Origin of the sequence: Photorhabdus sp. RM96S (assembly GCF_042879335.1) — a bacterium.
Lineage (GTDB): Bacteria > Pseudomonadota > Gammaproteobacteria > Enterobacterales > Enterobacteriaceae > Photorhabdus > Photorhabdus kayaii.
Window position 1 is genome coordinate 159,363 of record NZ_JBHFKT010000003.1, and the last position, 18,793, is coordinate 178,155.

Genomic DNA, 18,793 nt, shown 5'->3' on the forward strand with positions numbered 1-18,793 from the left:
ATCGCTGGCACAGAAATCAATGTGCCAGTTTATTTGATTTAGTTAATAGAGATATTTAAATACATTGTAAATAAAGCAGAGTTCAATTCTATTACGCACATTGATTTTTTCAGTAATGTGTCTTTTATGAGAATAGACTGTGCTATTACTGATTTTTAACTTTTGGGATATCTGGTAATTAGGGATTTCTTTCATCCAGTAATCGATAACTTTATGCTCTTGAGGGCTGAAAATAGAACAACATTGGTCGAATGTTGCTCTGTGTCTCTGAATTTCTTTCAATGTAGTTTTGCTAAGTTTATTAAGCAGATAGGTAAGATTTCTCTTTGCCAGAATAACAGCATTATCTTTCAATGTAATATAATTGTCACAATAAGGATAGGCGCTATTAAGGTATATATAAATACGAGTGTTATCTATAAGAGTTATAAATTTCTGTAAATCGGAACAGTAACTGGCATGATGACAATAATGTGTCAAATTAGCTAAAACGATATCAGGAGCAAAATGAGTTACAATATTTATAGCCTCATTAATTGACGGTGAGTCAACAATTTCAAGATCTTCGGCATTATCATTTTTCTTTAAAAACTCTCTGATACCTGAACGGGTATAATAGCACTCTTCAACAATCAAGATTTTCATTATTGCACATCCCTGTTCCTGTTTGGCCAAACTCACAATAAACGCCCTATCTATCAGTAGTCAACTCGGCAAATTTGATGATTAAGTTAGCTTAATCCGAAATTATTATATAGTGATATGGTATTTCAGACAAAATCTTTGAGATGAATCGATGTGTCTCCTAACCGGACACCCATTTATACGGGTGTCCGGGTTTAAGATTATTAATGTTTTGTATGGTTTAGATCACTGTATTCTGAAGATTCGATCTTTTCAATTCCTGCTTGGAGGATGTATATCAATTGCTTTGCAATGTCAGTTGTCAACCATAGGGTTCGATCTACCATGACAAGTTCTGGTGTTTGATCTTGGGAGGACAAATAGTGAAGGCGTAGCATCACTGCATCATATGTATCAACGGTACAGACATCCCAACCTACTACAGGATGCGTTTGAATAACCTCATCTTTACTGCCCATAAAACCTCCTAATCAGATCACTGCATTATTTATTAATATCATTGACTAAGAGCAAACTACCTCATTCTTGAATGAGTCATTAGTTAGTATATGCTTTTTAATGAAAGTAAGAAGGTTTTTTGTTAGGAATTGTAAGTCAATTTGTTGGTGTGTTGATAACTATGCAAATTAATGGGGATGATGACCATCCCCATGTTATATCAGTCTACTACTTTCACATCCCAGCGGGCATCTTCGCCAGCCAAAAATGGAATAAGTTTTTCATTATTGCAATCAATGTGTTCAATTACGGTAGAAGGTTTGCGAGTCAGTTCGATAAAGTCTTCATTGACAGGTAGCCCGTAAAATTTAGGGCCATTAAGTGAACAGAACGCTTCAAAATGCGGTAATGCATTCATCTCCTCAAACACTGTTGCATAAGCAGGCAACGCTGATGGTGCGTTAAAGACGCCGGCACAACCACAGGAGGATTCTTTCTTGTGTTGTGCATGTGGCGCTGAGTCTGTGCCTAGAAAGAAGCGATCACAGCCACTGGCGACGGCTGCCCGTAAAGCCTCTTGATGCACATTGCGTTTCAGTACAGGCAGACAATATAGGTGTGGCCGAATCCCACCAACCAGCATATGGTTGCGGTTGAACATGAGATGCTGTGGAGTTAATGTCGCTGCCAGATTGTCATCGCTTTCCAGCACATATTGTGCAGCTTCTTTAGTAGTTATGTGCTCAAACACAACTTTCAGTGCAGGGAACTGATTACGTAGTGGTTCCATAACTTGTTCAATAAAACAGGCTTCTCGATCAAAAATATCAATATGAGAAGCAGTAACCTCACCGTGGACGAGCAGAGGCATCCCCAGTTTTTCCATCACGGCTAATAGTGGATAAATATTCTTTATATCAGAGACGCCGTGACTTGAATTGGTTGTGGCATTGGCAGGGTAGAGCTTACAGGCGGTAAAAATGCCTTCTTTATAACCCATTTCTATCTGAGAGCTTTCAGTAGTGTCAGTAAGATAACAGGTCATCAGGGGCTGGAAGTTATGCCCTTCGGGAATGGCTACCAATATTCTGTCTCTATAGGCCTTGGCTCTGACCACTTCTGTAATCGGCGTAAGCAGATTAGGCATGACGATAGCTCGGCCAAAGTAATGACTGGTGTAGGGAACGACAGTTTTTAGCATTTCACCATCACGAAAATGGATGTGCCAGTCATCAGGGCGGCGGATTTTTATTGTGTATGATTCAGTGGTCATGAGAAACCGGCTCCAGTATATATGATAGGAACGAAGATGCTGAGTTCAGCATATCCAGGCCGGGAATGGATGATAAAGCTAAAATGGTTGAATAGCTATTAATGAATATAATTTTTAGAAAAAAACTCAGCCAAATCAACTAGATTAGGGTAGTCAGAGGTGGATTTTCTTACAACAAAGGAAAAATGAAACATGAGGGTAAAAAAGAGATGAAGTTGGCTCCTCCAACTGGACTTGAACCAGTGACATACGGATTAACAGTCCGCCGTTCTACCGACTGAACTATGGAGGAACTCCTTCACAACGGGGCGTATATTAGTGATATGTTTCGGCTTTGTCAAAGTAGAAAACAATAAAAAAAGTTTGTTTGCTGGCAAAATGCACGTGTTGTTATATTTTTATGCTAATTACTTGAGATTTGATGGAATTTTATTCCATTAACGTAAGTTGAATAGAACTACCGTGCTTATGTTATGAGTAAATAGTTGGGAGAATTAAGTAAAGACGTCAGAATAGCAAAAATCCCGCATTAAGCGGGATTTTCATAATTTGGCTCCTCCAACTGGACTTGAACCAGTGACATACGGATTAACAGTCCGCCGTTCTACCGACTGAACTATGGAGGAATTCCTTCACAACGGGGTGAATATTAACGATATGCTTTTGCTTTGTCAAAGCAGAAAATAACAAAAATGGTCTGTTTGCTGTCAAACCGAACTTGTTGATCTATTTTTATGCAGAATAAGGCTTGTTTGCTGCACTCTCTCACCCCGGTCACATCGTTATCTATGCTCCCGGGGATTCGTTCCCTTGCCGTCGCGATGCATCTTGAAATCCATAGGGTATATTACGTTGTAAGTGACTGGTGGAATTAGGAATGCAAAAAGCCCGCATTTGGCGGGCTTCTTATGAATTTGGCTCCTCCAACTGGACTCGAACCAGTGACATACGGATTAACAGTCCGCCGTTCTACCGACTGAACTATGGAGGAATTGTCCTTGACAACGAGGCGGATAATATCTTGGTATTTTGGGCTTGTCAAAGGGGAAAAGTAAAAATTGAGTTTGATTGGTTAACTGATGTTCAATAATGATGTTTTTTACCATTTTTTATCAATTAAATTTTTCAGCTCAAGAATCGCGAGAGTTAACTGATATTTACCCATGATAATTAGATGGTGAAAATACCATCTATATTTTTATTTAGAAAATAATTAATCATGAGCATTAAAAATATAATTAAATATATATTAGATAATTTTTTCTTTGTGTTATTTATGACATTTTTATATTTCATGGTAATTTTCCTATTTTATCTGTTTTAACAGATCACTTATTGTATTTTGATATTTATTAGCGGATTTACTCGTCTATAATTATTAACTGAAAAAGTAATTTGTTATTTGATATCTGGTTTGGCAAACATGATATTAATCCACGCCAAAGCGAATGATAAAGAGTTTGCCATTAATAATGAAATCTCATTTTCTGCTAGTATACTAAGATATTCTCGATCTAATAATATATTTGTATATGCATATAAAATGCAATGAAATGAATAAAAACCATTTCAGAAAATATTTTAAATTAAATAATTGGTAAGGAGGTGGAAATAATTTTAAATATAAAATAAGCAGATAATATTTCCCCCGAAAAGAGTGGTTAATTTTCTGGTGATTTTTATAAAATAGATGAGGAAAAGTCATGAAGTTTTTAATTAATACTGATGTAACTAATTGGGTTTCACATAAAGACTGGTTTAACGTTCCATTACGATTGTTTGTAGTTCTACAGGATGATGATGGTTCTGTATCATTAGAAAATTACAAAAGTAAAATCGTGGTGAATGGCTTGAATGAGGGCGAATATGAAATCGTAAATAACAATAGCATATTTGATCCCATTAGTAGAGCATCTGAAATATTAGTAAAAATCAAGACAGATCAGAGAGTTAATGCAACAATTGGTTTTGATGCTGAAGTAACGGATGCGAGTGGTGGTGTGGTAGCGAAAGCCGCTCTAAGTCGATTTAAACTAAAGTCAGTAGGATTGGCAGCACCTGTATATCCGGCACATTATGATAATGTTATTAGCGGTGATGATATAAAAGCAGGAGTTAGAGTACTTTTTACTGATTCTAATATTTTAGATAAATATGAACTGAAATTTGTTTTTGATAATGATAATGTTGAAGTTGTTCCTGGTGTACAAAATAGCGGTGATATTCGTAGTTTGCCGGTGAAAAATGATCTCCTTACTGAAGGTAAACATGATAGTCTTTATTATACTATTAGCGAAAGCGGTACTGCTAGATTTTCTGCTATTCAACGTGTACTTGTAGAGCTTGATAAAGATTCTGCAACAGTCCAGGTCCGTCGTGATTTAGAAGTGCCTTATATTGAAGAGTATGATGAAAATAGGGGCCGACCAATTGGTGAGAGTATTATTGATTATGACATCAATATTTTGGTCAACGATGTAAAACTTAAAGATAAGGAGTTGAAAAAAGGTACAGTACATATAAGAGGGTATTCTGCTGACAATCGAGATACAGGGGAATTAGTATTAAAGATAGATTCTTTACAAGGTAGTGAAGATAATATTTTTCGGTTAACTATAATTAAGCCTGAAGAAAATGCAGATGGTCAACCGGGTGGAGTTGATTTCTTTAATTATATAGGTAATGGTCAGGTAAGAATTCACTACGAAATATCATTTGTTGGTGAAGTGAATATATTGCATAAATCTAAAGAGAAGATTTATAAGGTAGTTCTGGATTGATTATTTTGGTGTCGGCGAATGTGTTGTTGCTTGCATAGAAAAAAAGCCCAATTCTTATTGGGCTTTTTTGCATGCTAGCCATATTTTTGTATACTAGCTATTCCATGCGTACTAGAGATTCTTTTTAGTATCTCCAGGCTTGAATTTGGCTCCTCCAACTGGATTTGAACCAGTGACATACGGATTAACAGTCCGCCGTTCTACCGACTGAACTATGGAGGAATCGTTCTTGAGAACGGGGCGGATATTAGCGATCAATTGAAACACTGTCAACGCAAAAAAGCTTACTAGTTTATTATTTGCTTGCCATATGAGCGTATTGTCTTATAACTGTGCTATTTCACTGAAATTGAGTACTTTTGTTCATTATCGGCTATTCATGATCGGTAACGATGTTGCTATATGTGATTGTTCAGGAAACACCATGATATAAACGTCATAAAAATGAATTTCACCTTTCATTTGTATAATGCGCTTGATTTCATCTTTTATTACCAATGGAACATGAGGGTGGGAACAAAGCTCTTTGATTGCACCGTCTGAGATTTTTTCGCTGACGAACCATTCGCCGTTGTAACATACCCGTAGATCAAGTACGCCGATATCGTCAAACCGATACACAGGTTTGATTTCGAGTAATAAAACCGCCGACATAATAATGAAGAGTACTGTAAAAGCTAGCAGTGAAAGTAAACTAAAATATGGGGCGTACCAGATAAGTGCAGCGAGAAACAGGTAGGATACAAGCATAGCCAGGCAGAGATAAGGATGGTTGCTGATAAATTGGCTGTTAAAACGGGGTTTACCATCACGTTGTTCTTCGATGTTGATTCGTTCAAGATCCTGAATCAGTATCTGTTTAATGATATTCATATATTGACCTGATTAAGCAAAAGAAAAGTGAAATATTTTCATAACTATATTGCTCTTAAGGTTAGCATGGGGGAGGTGATCTTACGTAGATCAGTTGTTTTATTTTAATCTGCAAATTGTTATTGATTAAGATTAACTCTAATGCTTTCATTAAGATAAAGGTTGAATAAATCAAAAAAATTTGTAACTAATGACATTGTTTGTTAAATTATTGCATTAATAATGAGCATAAATATTTTTTTTAAAACACCAATGCATAAAAAGGTTGCTATTCCTTTTCTATCATGAGTTAATGCAGCCGGCCTGATAAACAGACCTACTTTATGTACGACATCTTGAGTTAATGAGTTATGTGTAAGTGTTATCCTCAGATAGCCTTTGTTGACGCGTTTCCTTCTTAGTGCCTCCATAAGTAATAGCTGATATAACTGGCCAATACATGCCCAATGGTGGCAAAATTTTTTTGATATATAGGAAAGTCACAATGTCTGACAAAATGAAAGGTCAAGTGAAGTGGTTCAACGAGTCTAAAGGCTTCGGTTTCATCACCCCAGCTGACGGTAGCAAAGACGTATTCGTTCACTTCTCTGCCATTCAGGGTAACGGTTTCAAAACTTTAGCAGAAGGCCAGAACGTAGAATTCACCATTGAAAATGGTGCTAAAGGTCCAGCAGCAGCAAACGTAATGGCTATCTAATTGCTTGGATGATTTTGAAGCCCGTCACTATTTTCCCCATAGTGGCGGGCTTTTTGTTTGCTAAAGTCATATCTTTCTTTACTTATTAATTACTCCTGATTATACTTTGTACGAATTTTATTGGAGAGATAGCCATTGGATAGTCAAAGTTTTCAGCTAAATAGACAATAAAACGGCAAGCTATTTATTTCCTTTCGATTTGCTGCTTGCCAAATAAAGCGGGCAGTACCACTCAAAATATCTGAGCTGTACTTACTCAAAGAATGGTGTTATCCGGTACTTGGTCAAGTAGCCGGGATAGTATATTGGGTTTTTATTATGCTGTTATATATTTACGCTTTGTTACCTCCTGGTATGGACAGAAAGTAGGGCTGAATTAAACATTCAGCATACGTTTCTGTGTGCAAAATAAATGCACATGATTATTTATCCATTCTGTTGTATGGAGAATGTCATGTTAATAACTCCTTTTGTCTTTCATTTATTATCGGCTATGTGCTTTGGCGCATTAATTGGTGCTGAGCGCCAATGGCGTCAACGTATGGCAGGTTTAAGAACCAATGCATTAGTTGCGACCGGTGCAGCAGTTTTTATCCTCAGTTCAATAACAACTTCACCCGATAGTGCGGGTCGTATTGCTGCACAAGTTGTTTCAGGCATTGGTTTCCTTGGTGCGGGTGTCATTATGCGGGAAGGTATGAACATTCGTGGATTAAATACCGCAGCAACCTTATGGTGTTCTGCTGGAATTGGTGTGCTGTGTGGTCTTGGGCAATATTGGCTAGCTGCGATAGCAACTGCCATTATTCTTTGTGCAAATATATTGTTACGTGAGGCAGCCCAACGTATTAATTTACAACCCAGGCAGCAGGCTATTGATCAAGTACAGTGTTATAAAATTCACGTAGTGTGTGACAATGATGACGAAATTCTGGTGAGAACTTTGGTATTACAGGCTCTCAATGGAGTAGCTGTGAGGTTAAAATCACTGAGTTTCGCTGATAGAGTTCAATCTGGAAAATTTGAAGTGTGCGTTGAAGTGTTAGCAACACTGGATAAGCAAAATGAGATAGAAGCAATTGTTTGTCGTATAAGTCTGGAAAAGAGCGTTAGCTCAATAAACTGGAAAATTGCTTCTGAACTACCGATCTGAAAATCTTTTGTGTAAAACAGTAATCACTAGTTTGATAAGGAATCACCGTTGACGAATGGCGTTTCGTCATAAGAAACAAACAAAACGTTGCCTATGGTGTGTTCTTTCGGTTAGGCAACGTCAATTAAGAAATCATTTAGCACTGTGTTGTAATTTTGCAGATCCTGGTACTAAGAATGACTGATCGAATATCTTGTACCAGGAGAGATGATGTTCTTGCTGATTAACGCTTCTCTAGGTAAAAATCGTTCGATGCGGTATTTTTAGCCTTGGTTTTGTCACTGGACTGATTGTTGAACATTGCTATTCTCATATCAGAATTTAGCCGTGGTAAACCTGATATAGGTATCATACGTGGGTACAGAAAAATTGATGAGTTGATATTTAATTTGGTTCTCCATCAGTTGTTCATTATTGTTCAGAATTTTCAGTGAAAATATCAATTATTTTCAAAGGTTAAGTAGAAGAAGTGATCTAAGTTTGTTCTTATATAAGAGTAAAATAGATAATAATTCTGCTTGATGGAGAATGTCGTGAAAAAATAATGGAAGTGGCTGATGGTTACCATCAGACAAAATTTTAGAGTATTAATTTAACAGTTCGATATTTATCCGATGATAAAGTAAAAACGTTTGTCATCTTTATGGTGATGAAAGAGTGATGATATTACAGGAGTTGCTAACTTTTCGTGATCCAGTGGAGGGGAGTGTGGTCCCTATTATTTCTGTATTAAGAAAGGGTAACACAGCAGCAGGAGTTCTTACCGGGGATAATTCTGCTATTACCGTCAGGATTTGTCATGATGTAGGGTTAGAATTCAAAGTTATTTTAGCATTCTAACAAACAGAGTTGATGGTGACTGAAATCTTGAGAAATGAAATCAGATTGGTATTTAGCAAATTGTGTATCGTAAAAATCCTGTATTGCAAAAGAAACGGGCATACAGTTGGTTTCTTGATGATAACGTTAATGGTGCTGTGGTATTGAGATACGCTGATGTAGGATTTTTTGTTAGCAAAGGTACAGATAGTGCAAAAAAAGCGATAGATATTACTAGGCTTGATAAGAATTTAGGGGTGTCAAATGAAGGGCCGTTAAGAGAAGAGAGGCGAGTGGGAGTATTATCAACTGCTTGAATATAACGGCAAGTTTGAATTTTGGAATGTTTTTTCAATGTTGGTTACCAGAGCCTTTATTCCATTCTTTTTGGCGCAAAATATTCATTTACTAGTACAAGATCTGATATGTGATATTTCTTGGTTTTTTTACATTGAGGTAAAATGGATTAAACCGTTCCTGAGAAGATCATTATAAATGAGGTATTAAAAATGTTGGATATTCTATGGCACTGGTGGAGCTAGTTTGTTTCATTTTTATTTTATAGATATATATGTTGATATTTATAATTTTTTAGTGAAAAATTTTGTTCATTAGGTTTTATTTTAGCCAGATTAGTGTATTGAATTGTTATTTTTTCAGGTATCTTTTGTTTATATATTGTTCATATAAAGGATGTGTTTTGTCCAAAAAACAGATACATTTCCAGTGTTATTGATTACATAATTGATAATGATTCTCGATAGCTATATTCCTTCTTGTTTGATGAACTATTGGGTTTAGTGCCTTTGTTCTGAGAGTGTTTCTGTGATTAGGTTAGGTTGTAATCTGTTGTTGCATTAACTGTCATATTTGAGGAATAGTTATAATTACTCGGAAAATTATCACTATTATTTATATGGTAAAATAAATTTCTTATCAAAATCCTATTTTTTTCATCTTTTTTATGGAATATCAGGATATTTATATCACCAATGATTATTGATTTCATTATTCTGGCAGGAAATGATATTGATTTTTATCTCTATTCCTATTAGTTATTTCTGCGGTAAATCTCAATTAATTATTTTGTTCCTATAGAGTTAATTGTTTTATCTATTCTTATCATTTAAGAAAATGACGTTTTTGATATATGTTAATGACATTATTAGCTATGTTTTTTATGTGTATAAATAATGTTTTTGGGATGATGGTCGTAAATATTACATGAAATAATGAAAAATGGAAAAAATAACTTTTAATATTTCACTTGATTTGTATCATAAGAATATGAATTAGGAAATAGCGTGTGTTTTTATTTAAATATTAATGTGTAAACTATTCATTTCTTGTATTATATAAAGAGTGGTAATTTAATTTATGATAGATATTTAACAAAGTTATATATTTATGTGGGTTGGAAGTTTTATTTCTGGAATTGTATCTCTTATAGAATTTTAAAGCAGATTGTAAGGATAATAAATCACATTCAATTAGTTTAAAATACCTAATATATTTAAAATATACCGAATGAACTTCAAGATGCTTGAGTCGTCAGATATAAAAACATTTAAATTCAACAACATAATCGTTTTTCAAACATGCACTTTGAAGTATCTTGAGTATATATATATTGCCAATGTGTGAATTTAATTAATGATTAATTTGAGGTATGAAGACTAAAGATGAAAAAGATAAAGTAATCAATAGAGGGGTTTTGCGTATTATTATATTATGAGATACAACATTTGATAAGTTTTTCTAATTAATTTTATTGCTATTTGGGTTGTCAGGAGTCGAAATAGACCAATTTTTCTGGCTATCTCTATGCTGGATATTGATTGTTATGTAATCAATAAAATGTTGTTATAGTTGTTTTTTTATTCATTATCTTACTGTATTTTATGCTATTTTTGTATGGTTAGTGTTATCTGTGCATGGTGGTATGCATTTTCAGTTAAGCCTTTTGGTTAAAAAAGGTACAAATCTAAACGAAAAGTGATCATACCAGTATCTTTTTTGCAACCAAATTTTACATAAACTTAATCTGTTTTATCGTACAAGCGGAGATGCTGAATCTCAGAATAAGATTATTGTTTACACTTATTACTCAGGGATAAAACTGTCTTTTTTAGTGTTAGTTTGACTCAGGATAGGATTTTTTATCGTTATTTTAAATTTATAAGTTTAATAGATCGTATAAAATCAAAAAATATATCTAATATTTTTATTTAGATAATTTAACTTATTAAAATTGAGAATTCGGATTTTATTTAATTGTTTGAATAGTTAATGAGCAATTTATCGATTAAATGCATATTAAAAGCCCTTGTTTTTGTGAGTTATGTCACATAGTATTTAAAATTGCGCCCTCTTTCCGTTGTATAAGTTGATGATTCAGGAGTAAAGTTGTTCTGCATTAAGAATATTCTTAATCGCTAATGAAAAATGTTATATCAGGTAACGCAATAATACTTTTTCAACTCACTACCGTAATATTTTTGAAGTAAGATGAATCAAAAGTAATACAAAGGATGGTTACTGCTCTGACTAAGCCTGTATATTTTAGTTATGTAAGAGATTATTAATCCCTAAGCTATTTTAGGAATTTTGTCACGAGTGGTTTTTCGAACACTTAACTGATTTTTTAATGTAATCGGACGGGATAGAGAAATGAGTACGGTTGAATTGCTCAAACATATTTATGACATAAATTTATCGTATTTGCTTTTAGCTCAGCGATTAATTAACCATGAAAAAGCGTCAGCGATGTTCCGTTTAGGTATTAGCGATTCTATGGCTGATACGTTGTCTGAATTGACATTACCTCAGTTGGTCAAGCTCGCTGAGACTAATCAATTAGTCTGTAATTTCCGGTTCGAAGACAGTGAAACTATTCAGCAGCTTACTAGGGAATCTCGAGTGGATGATTTACAACAAATACATACAGGCATTTTGTTATCTACTCATTTGTTTCAGAAGTTATTTTCGAAAGACGATACGTCAGTGAAAAAAAGAGCATAAAAGATGGCCGAGAAAAGTATAGTTCAAGAAGCTAAGGATATACAATTGGCGATGGAACTCATCACTTTGGGGGCACGGTTACAAATGCTTGAAAGTGAAACACAATTGAGCAGAGGGCGACTAATTAAGCTTTATAAAGAATTGAGGGGGAGTCCCCCGCCCAAAGGGATGCTGCCTTTTTCAACAGATTGGTTTATGACGTGGGAACAGAATATTCATTCATCGATGTTCTATAATGCCTATCGTTTTTTACTCAAGAGTGGTTATTGTGGAGGTGTAGAGGCTGTTGTTAAAGCGTATCGACTCTATCTTGAACAATGTCCTCCTGTTGAAGGGGACGCACCGGTTTTGGCGTTGACTCGTGCCTGGACGTTGGTACGTTTTGTGGACAGTGGCATGTTGCAACCTTCACAATGTCGGACCTGTGGTGGAACTTTTATTACTCATGCTCATCAACCTGTGAATAGCTTTGTTTGTAGCCTTTGCCAACCTCCATCACGTGCAGTAAAAAAACGTAAACTTTCCTTTGAGTCTGCCGATACTAATTCACAACTGCTGGATGGACTTGCTCAGCACGCAGTGTGAATTTAAATGGGAAAATTATTCCTACAGGTTACAGATTTTACTTTTTCCTCCTGTAACCTGTATTGAAACCACAACCATTCTGGATTCAAACTGCTCAACTTCCCATCCGCTCACCAACTTAGCTAAAGGATATCGCGTGTTAGTACTTTTAGGATATATCGTAGTTTTTGGTGCGGTAATCGGTGGTTACCTGATTGTAGGTGGTCATTTGGGCGCACTTTATCAACCCGCTGAATTTTTAATTATCACTGGTGCTGGTATCGGTGCTTTCATTGTTGGTAACAACGGAAAAGCGATTAAGGCAACATTACGTGTTTTGCCAAAGGTAATGCGTAGATCTAAATATAACAAGGTGATGTATATGGATCTGATGGCGTTGCTTTTTCGGTTGTTAGCAAAATCTCGCATGCATGGTCTTTTAGCATTAGAGCGAGATATCGAACATCCTCAGCAGAGTGATATTTTCACCCAGTATCCGCGTTTGCTTAAGGATAAGCATTTGATGGATTTTATCACTGACTACATGCGATTGATTGTGAGTGGCAATATGAATCCCCATGAAATTGAAGCTTTGATGGATGAAGAAATTGAAACTTATGAGCAGGAAAGCGAGATTCCGGCAACCAGCTTGATGATGGTTGGAGATTCTCTTCCTGCTTTTGGTATTGTCGCTGCTGTTATGGGGGTTGTTAATGCTTTGGGTTCGGCAGATCGCCCGGCAGGAGAACTTGGCGTGCTGATTGCTCATGCAATGGTTGGGACATTCCTCGGTATTTTGCTGGCATATGGTTTTATCTCGCCATTGGCAACATTGTTACGTCAGCGCAGCGGTGAACATCTTAAAATGATGCAATGCATTAAAGTGACATTATTATCCAGCCTGAATGGTTATGCTCCACAAATTGCGGTTGAATTTGGCCGTAAGACACTGTACCTCACAGATCGCCCTTCTTTCACTGAGTTGGAAGAACATGTTCGCCGGGTAAAATCACCTGTTCAACAAGAAACTGAAGAACAGGTATGAAGGCGCGTAACGTCTCTGTCATTAGGGTAAAAAGACGTAAAAGGAATGGCATCAAACATCATGGTGGTTCATGGAAAATTGCTTATGCTGATTTTATGACCGCCATGATGGCATTTTTTCTGGTTATGTGGCTGTTGGCAATTTCCAGTCCACAAGAATTGACTCGAATTGCAGAATATTTCCGTACCCCGTTACAAGTTGCAATTAATAAAGGGGAGCGTAGCAGTGATAGCTCGAATCCTATTCCAGGAGGAGGGGAAGATGTGCTTCATCAGGAAGGCGATATTCTGCGTCAGGTTGAAGTTGTTGAAGCTAATGATGAGGCTCGCAAATTAAATAGGCTGCGTGAGCAACTTGATCAATTGATCATTACGGATCCTCGCCTTAAAGCATTACGTCCACATCTGTTGATTGACATGATGGATGAAGGGTTATGTATCCAGATTATTGACCGGGAAAACCGGCCAATGTTTATGGTTGGCAGTGCAAAAGTTGAAAGCTACATGAGTGACATTTTGCGGGCTATTGCACCAATCTTGAACGATATTCCCAATAAAATCAGCCTATCAGGTCATACCGATGACTTGAAATATGCTAATGGTGAGCGTGGTTACAGTAACTGGGAACTCTCCGCAGATCGGGCGAATGCATCAAGGAGAGAGCTGTTGATAGGTGGGCTGGATGAAGTAAAGATATTGCGGGTGGTTGGTATGGCTTCAACGGTTCGTCTGAAACAGGAAGATGCCAGTGCACCGGTTAACCGTCGCATCAGTATTTTAGTGCTCAATAAACAAGCGGAAGAGCGGATTGAACAGCAAAACACCGGCAGCGATTCCTTGATTATTAATGATAGTAAGGAAATTCACGAGGTGATTGGAAAGGATTCGGCTGAAAGTAGGCCAACACAACAGTCCAATGAAATCACAGTATTGGCCCAGCCAACACCAGCATCGCTGGGTGCTGAGCCTAATCGTGTACCGACCAAGGTGACAAAGTAACGATGGATATTACCGCGTTTTATCAGACTTTTTTTGATGAAGCAGACGAATTGCTGGAGGATATGGAGCAGCATCTATTGCAGCTCGATCCTGATGCGCCAGATCAGGAGCAATTGAATGCTATTTTTCGTAGTGCTCACTCAATAAAAGGTGGCGCTGCGACTTTTGGTTTTATCAAACTACAGCAAACTACGCATGTTCTGGAAAATTTGCTGGACAGCGCCAGACGAGATGAAATGAGTCTGACGACTGATATTATCAACCTGTTTTTAGAAGCGAAAGATATTATGCAGCAACAGTTGGATGCCTATAAAAGTTCTCAGGAGCCGGATGAAAGTGCGTTTACCTACATCTGTGAGACTTTGCGCCAGCTTGCATTGGAAGTACAGAGAGAGAATGAAGGCGAGGTTGAGTCTGTCATAGATGCGGTGATGCCAGAGGTGACTGAATCTGAACCAGAATTAAAATCGGAGCCTATTGCGACTGAAAATCAGCAAGGTAGAGTTCGGGTTCATCTTTCTGGTCTGAAAGAGCGTGAAGTTTCTCTGATGCTTGATGAGCTGAGTAATCTGGGGGAGGTTTATGATGCTGAACAGACTAGGGATAGTGTTGAAGCATCATTGGTAACATCAGCCACAGAGGATGATATCACGGCAGTTCTCTGTTTTGTTATTGAACCGGAACAGATCACTTTCTTGCCGGTAGCTGAACCCAAAGGCAAAGTTAAAAATAAAGATACAGCTAAAGTCGTTAAAACAACTACGCCGGAGAAAGGTTCCACATCGCCTGCCGGGCGTCCTGCGCCGATACCACCGGCTGGATCGCCACGTCAACGGGCAGAATCTTCCAGTATTCGGGTTGCGGTTGAGAAGGTTGATCAACTGATAAACCTGGTTGGTGAATTGGTTATTACCCAATCTATGTTGGCTCAGCACTGTAACGTTCTTGAACCGACTTTGCATGGCGATTTGCTAAATTGCATGGTTCAGTTACAGAGAAATTCCAGAGATTTGCAAGAATCTGTGATGTCTATCCGTATGATGCCGATGGAATATGTGTTCAGCCGTTACCCGCGTTTAGTCAGGGATCTTGCTAGCAAGCTGAATAAAAAAGTGGATCTAACTTTGGTTGGCAATTCCACTGAATTGGATAAGAGTTTAATCGAGCGCATTATTGATCCGCTGACTCATCTAGTCCGTAACAGTCTAGATCATGGTATTGAAGAACCAGAAGCTCGGCTTGCTGTGGGCAAATCTGAAACGGGCAACTTGACACTTTCTGCTGAACATCAGGGCGGGAATATTTGTATTGAAGTTGTGGATGATGGCGCCGGGTTGAACCGTGAAAAGATTCTGGCCAAAGCGACATCACAAGGGCTATCAGTCAGTGAAAACATGAGTAACGAAGAGGTTGCGATGTTGATTTTCGCGCCTGGTTTTTCCACGGCTGAAGTTGTAACAGATGTATCTGGCCGCGGTGTAGGAATGGACGTAGTTAAGCGAAATATTCAGGAAATGGGAGGGCAAATCCAGATTAACTTCCAAGCAGGTAAAGGGACAGTAACGCGGATTTTGTTACCTCTGACACTGGCAATCCTTGATGGTATGTCAGTGAAAGTGAATGACGAAGTGTTTATTTTGCCGTTAAGTGCGGTAGTAAGTTCTCTTCAACCGCAGGAAGAAGATATTTATCCCTTGGCGGGAGATGAAAAATTATTGCATGTCAGAGGAGAATACTTGCCACTCATTAAGTTATATCGAGTTTTTGATATTCCTGATGCAAAAACAGATCCGACGAAAGGGATTATTGTGATTGTACAAAGTGCTGGCCGTCGTTATGCCTTGCTGGTTGATCAATTAGTTGGGCAGCATCAGGTGGTTGTGAAAAATATCGAAAGTAACTATCGCAAGGTACCCGGGATCTCCGCTGCCACAATTATGGGTGATGGCAGTGTGGCGTTGATTATTGATGTTTCTGCCTTGCAGCAACTCAATCATGACCAATTGGCATTCAACAAAGCTGAGTTATTAGCAAAAAAATAAGCACTGAATGGGGGAGCCCCATGAAAAATCGTCAATCTCACAGTAAAAGGTAAGATCATGTCGGCCATAGAAGCGTTTAATAAATTGTCAGGAGAAACTGCCGGGGAAGGATATTTAGTTTTTACCCTAGGTGATGAAGAGTATGGTATCGAAATACTGAAAGTACAGGAGATACGGGGCTATGATCAGGTTACCCGTATTGCAAATACGCCGGCATTCATTAAAGGGATAACCAATCTGCGTGGCGTTATTGTGCCTATTATTGACCTGAGAATTAAATTTGCTCAGGAAACGGTAACCTATAATGATAATACCGTTGTTATTGTTTTGAATCTGTTAAACCGGGTGGTGGGTATTGTAGTTGATGGTGTTTCGGATGTTTTATCGCTCAAAGCTGAGCAAATCTGTCCGGCACCTGAATTTGCAGTAACATTATCTACCGAATATCTAACAGGATTGGGTTCACTTGATGATCGCATGCTGATTTTGGTGGATATTGAGAAGCTGCTTAACAGTGAAGAGATGGCTCTGGTAGATTCAGTAGCTAAAAGTTAATCATTAAATATCACTGCCATCATCGACATCGACATCGACATCGACAGATGGCAGCTACTTTTTGTCTATCCCTCGTTAATTTCATCAGAAAAAATATTCAAATTTATTTTATACGACCAGTAAAGTTTCCTTTGATGATGCCGATAACAGAGCCATGCTGATCTATTGTAAAAAGGGAAAACATGTTTAACCGAATGAAAATAGTGACCGGACTGATGGCGGTCATCATATTATTTGGTGCTCTGCAATTTATATCTGGAGGGCTTTTCTTCCATGAGTTGAAAAGTAACAAGGAAAATCTAGAAATACTGGATAAAATGCGGGAACAGCAGACATTTTTGAATGACACTTGGGTTAATTTGTTACAGGCCCGTAACAACTTGAACCGTGCTGGCATTCGTTACATGATGAAAAAAGATGAGGGAGTCGATAATTACTACACATTGGAGCAGTTACTGACAGATGCCAGAAGTAACCTCTCTATCGCAGAGCAGCGTTTTGAACAATACGAACAGACCGCTAAATTGCCTATTCATGAATCAGAAAGTCTTAATCGCCTTAAAAAAGCCTATGATGTTTATATTTCAGCGCTTCATGAACTTATTGTTCTGCTTGAACATGATCGGGCGGTAGAATTTTTCAACCAGCCAACGGGCAAATATCAGAGTGCTTTTGAGGAAGAATATAACTTCTATTTGACCCAAAACGATCATCTCTATTCTGATGTGGTATTTGATGCAAGTATCTCTTACAGAAATGCGGTGATTATGTTGGGTATTATCATGCTGATTCTGGTTTCAGCCATGATTTTTAGTTGGGTTAGCATTAAACATAGTTTGCTGAATCCGTTAAACAAATTATTGGAGAACATTAAGGCACTTTCTACCGGTGATTTGACACAAAATGTGACTGTTTCAGGCAGAAATGAGATGAGTACGCTGGCTGTTGGCTTGAAGCATATGCAAAAAGAATTTATCACTACTGTCAGTAGTGTTCGTCAAAGCAGTGAAAGTATTTATAACGGAACCAGCGAAATTGCTGCTGGAAATAATGATCTTTCTTCTCGCACTGAGGAACAGGTTGCTTCTTTGGAAGAAACCGCCGCCAGTATGGAGCAATTGACAGCAACTGTACGCCAAAATGCGGAAAATGCTCGTCAGGCAAGTAACTTAGCTGATAGTGCTTCTGAAGTTGCACGCCAGGGTGGAAAAGTCGTGGCGAATGTTGTACAGACAATGCGTGAAATTGCCGGTAGTTCTCAGAAGATTTCCGATATTACCAGTGTTATTGATGCTATTGCGTTCCAGACTAACATTTTGGCGCTGAATGCCGCAGTGGAAGCAGCACGTGCCGGTGAACATGGGCGAGGTTTTGCTGTTGTGGCAGGAGAAGTGCGTAACCTTGCACAGCGTAGTGCCGAGGCAGCAAAAGAGATCAAAACATTAATAGAAGATTCAGTAAGCCGCGCAGATACCGGTTCTGTCTTGGTTGAAAGCGCCGGTGAAACAATGAATAACATTGTCAGTTCGGTCACCCGTGTAACTGACATTATGGGTGAAATTGCATCTGCATCCGATGAACAAAGCAGAGGGATAACTCAGGTTGGTCTGGCTATCTCCGAAATGGATCGTGTAACACAGCAAAATGCTGCTTTAGTTGAGCAATCCGCGGCTGCTGCTGCTGCACTGGAAGATCAAGCTGCTGGATTGAAGAAACTAGTTTCTCTGTTCCAATTGCCGAATCTTGACAATAAATCTCAACCCGAAATGAAAATTGAGCATTTGCCTGTGGCTAAGACTTCTCCTGCTAAATCGAATCCACTGGTGTTGAAGAAAGCCAACAATGTGGAAGAACAAGCTAATTGGGAAACATTTTAAAACACTAAGCGAT

At 37.9% G+C, this 18,793-nt stretch carries 16 protein-coding genes and 4 tRNA genes; 11 read left to right on the plus strand and 9 right to left on the minus strand.

Annotation, left to right across the window (positions count from 1 at the left end; all coding sequences use genetic code 11):
• Window positions 1-42 precede the first annotated feature (42 nt).
• From ACGF49_RS02900 to ACGF49_RS02930, 7 genes are all read right to left on the minus strand, one after another.
• Window positions 43-645, minus strand: coding sequence for a response regulator transcription factor (locus tag ACGF49_RS02900; RefSeq protein WP_113042051.1), 603 nt, complete (start codon window positions 643-645; stop codon window positions 43-45).
• A 203-nt stretch (window positions 646-848) separates the two neighbouring features.
• Window positions 849-1,103, minus strand: coding sequence for a biofilm formation regulator BssS (bssS, locus tag ACGF49_RS02905; RefSeq protein ID WP_228902916.1), 255 nt, complete (start codon window positions 1,101-1,103; stop codon window positions 849-851).
• 200 nt (window positions 1,104-1,303) lie between these two features.
• Window positions 1,304-2,356 carry a dihydroorotase gene (gene pyrC, locus ACGF49_RS02910; protein ID WP_113042050.1) on the minus strand — a complete coding sequence of 351 codons (1,053 nt, stop codon included), beginning with the start codon at window positions 2,354-2,356 and terminating at the stop codon, window positions 1,304-1,306.
• Window positions 2,357-2,572: 216 nt separating this feature from the next.
• Window positions 2,573-2,648 (minus strand) — tRNA-Asn (locus tag ACGF49_RS02915).
• A 258-nt stretch (window positions 2,649-2,906) separates the two neighbouring features.
• Window positions 2,907-2,982, minus strand: a tRNA-Asn gene (locus ACGF49_RS02920).
• Window positions 2,983-3,005: 23 nt separating this feature from the next.
• Window positions 3,006-3,134: a hypothetical protein gene (locus tag ACGF49_RS02925; RefSeq protein ID WP_262405135.1), complete on the minus strand. Its 129-nt coding sequence runs from the start codon at window positions 3,132-3,134 to the stop codon at window positions 3,006-3,008.
• A 137-nt stretch (window positions 3,135-3,271) separates the two neighbouring features.
• Window positions 3,272-3,347, minus strand: a tRNA-Asn gene (locus ACGF49_RS02930).
• Window positions 3,348-4,059: 712 nt separating this feature from the next.
• Here ACGF49_RS02930 and ACGF49_RS02935 point away from each other — a divergent pair.
• Window positions 4,060-5,136 (plus strand): hypothetical protein, encoded by a 1,077-nt coding sequence (locus tag ACGF49_RS02935; protein ID WP_228902989.1) that lies wholly within the window; start codon window positions 4,060-4,062, stop codon window positions 5,134-5,136.
• 146 nt (window positions 5,137-5,282) lie between these two features.
• Here the strand turns inward: ACGF49_RS02935 and ACGF49_RS02940 are convergent.
• A tRNA-Asn gene (locus tag ACGF49_RS02940) sits at window positions 5,283-5,358 on the minus strand.
• Window positions 5,359-5,502: 144 nt separating this feature from the next.
• On the minus strand, window positions 5,503-6,009 hold the full coding sequence (locus ACGF49_RS02945) for a YlaC family protein (RefSeq protein WP_113042047.1): 507 nt from the start codon (window positions 6,007-6,009) through the stop codon (window positions 5,503-5,505).
• A 484-nt stretch (window positions 6,010-6,493) separates the two neighbouring features.
• Here ACGF49_RS02945 and cspE point away from each other — a divergent pair, with 484 nt between their 5' ends.
• The 10 genes from cspE (at window position 6,494) to ACGF49_RS02995 (ending at window position 18,780) form a co-directional block, all read left to right on the plus strand.
• Window positions 6,494-6,706: a transcription antiterminator/RNA stability regulator CspE gene (gene cspE, locus ACGF49_RS02950; protein WP_011146114.1), complete on the plus strand. Its 213-nt coding sequence runs from the start codon at window positions 6,494-6,496 to the stop codon at window positions 6,704-6,706.
• A gap of 454 nt (window positions 6,707-7,160) precedes the next feature.
• Window positions 7,161-7,859, plus strand: a complete 699-nt coding sequence (locus ACGF49_RS02955; protein ID WP_191214824.1) for an MgtC family protein — start codon at window positions 7,161-7,163, stop codon at window positions 7,857-7,859.
• A 902-nt stretch (window positions 7,860-8,761) separates the two neighbouring features.
• A complete protein-coding gene (locus ACGF49_RS02960; protein ID WP_113042044.1) occupies window positions 8,762-8,995 on the plus strand; it encodes a hypothetical protein in 234 nt (77 codons plus the stop codon).
• 2,353 nt (window positions 8,996-11,348) lie between these two features.
• Window positions 11,349-11,699 carry a flagellar transcriptional regulator FlhD gene (gene flhD, locus ACGF49_RS02965; protein ID WP_112895064.1) on the plus strand — a complete coding sequence of 117 codons (351 nt, stop codon included), beginning with the start codon at window positions 11,349-11,351 and terminating at the stop codon, window positions 11,697-11,699.
• 3 nt (window positions 11,700-11,702) lie between these two features.
• Window positions 11,703-12,284 (plus strand): flagellar transcriptional regulator FlhC, encoded by a 582-nt coding sequence (flhC, locus tag ACGF49_RS02970; RefSeq protein WP_112895065.1) that lies wholly within the window; start codon window positions 11,703-11,705, stop codon window positions 12,282-12,284.
• A 136-nt stretch (window positions 12,285-12,420) separates the two neighbouring features.
• Window positions 12,421-13,308: a flagellar motor stator protein MotA gene (motA, locus tag ACGF49_RS02975; protein ID WP_113042043.1), complete on the plus strand. Its 888-nt coding sequence runs from the start codon at window positions 12,421-12,423 to the stop codon at window positions 13,306-13,308.
• Window positions 13,305-14,306, plus strand: a complete 1,002-nt coding sequence (gene motB / locus ACGF49_RS02980) for a flagellar motor protein MotB (RefSeq protein WP_113042042.1) — start codon at window positions 13,305-13,307, stop codon at window positions 14,304-14,306. The genes motA and motB overlap by 4 nt, the downstream gene beginning before the upstream one ends.
• Before the next feature lie 2 nt (window positions 14,307-14,308).
• A complete protein-coding gene (cheA, locus tag ACGF49_RS02985) occupies window positions 14,309-16,348 on the plus strand; it encodes a chemotaxis protein CheA (protein WP_387489544.1) in 2,040 nt (679 codons plus the stop codon).
• Window positions 16,349-16,405: 57 nt separating this feature from the next.
• Complete coding sequence (gene cheW / locus ACGF49_RS02990) at window positions 16,406-16,903, plus strand: chemotaxis protein CheW (protein ID WP_011146122.1); 498 nt, start codon at window positions 16,406-16,408, stop codon at window positions 16,901-16,903.
• 182 nt (window positions 16,904-17,085) lie between these two features.
• Window positions 17,086-18,780 carry a methyl-accepting chemotaxis protein gene (locus ACGF49_RS02995; RefSeq protein ID WP_113042039.1) on the plus strand — a complete coding sequence of 565 codons (1,695 nt, stop codon included), beginning with the start codon at window positions 17,086-17,088 and terminating at the stop codon, window positions 18,778-18,780.
• The last annotated feature ends 13 nt before the right edge of the window (window positions 18,781-18,793 follow it).

Bases quoted from the DNA above. Each gene is read 5' to 3' on its own strand.
- ACGF49_RS02955 (WP_191214824.1), top strand. From the start codon at position 7,161: ATGTTAATAACTCCTTTTGTCTTTCATTTATTATCGGCTATGTGCTTT.
- cheA (WP_387489544.1), top strand. From the start codon at position 14,309: ATGGATATTACCGCGTTTTATCAGACTTTTTTTGATGAAGCAGACGAA.
- pyrC (WP_113042050.1), bottom strand. From the start codon at position 2,356: ATGACCACTGAATCATACACAATAAAAATCCGCCGCCCTGATGACTGG.
- ACGF49_RS02900 (WP_113042051.1), bottom strand. From the start codon at position 645: ATGAAAATCTTGATTGTTGAAGAGTGCTATTATACCCGTTCAGGTATC.
- bssS (WP_228902916.1), bottom strand. From the start codon at position 1,103: ATGGGCAGTAAAGATGAGGTTATTCAAACGCATCCTGTAGTAGGTTGG.
- ACGF49_RS02935 (WP_228902989.1), top strand. From the start codon at position 4,060: ATGAAGTTTTTAATTAATACTGATGTAACTAATTGGGTTTCACATAAA.
- ACGF49_RS02945 (WP_113042047.1), bottom strand. From the start codon at position 6,009: ATGAATATCATTAAACAGATACTGATTCAGGATCTTGAACGAATCAAC.
- flhC (WP_112895065.1), top strand. From the start codon at position 11,703: ATGGCCGAGAAAAGTATAGTTCAAGAAGCTAAGGATATACAATTGGCG.
- flhD (WP_112895064.1), top strand. From the start codon at position 11,349: ATGAGTACGGTTGAATTGCTCAAACATATTTATGACATAAATTTATCG.
- cheW (WP_011146122.1), top strand. From the start codon at position 16,406: ATGTCGGCCATAGAAGCGTTTAATAAATTGTCAGGAGAAACTGCCGGG.
- ACGF49_RS02995 (WP_113042039.1), top strand. From the start codon at position 17,086: ATGTTTAACCGAATGAAAATAGTGACCGGACTGATGGCGGTCATCATA.
- motB (WP_113042042.1), top strand. From the start codon at position 13,305: ATGAAGGCGCGTAACGTCTCTGTCATTAGGGTAAAAAGACGTAAAAGG.
- cspE (WP_011146114.1), top strand. From the start codon at position 6,494: ATGTCTGACAAAATGAAAGGTCAAGTGAAGTGGTTCAACGAGTCTAAA.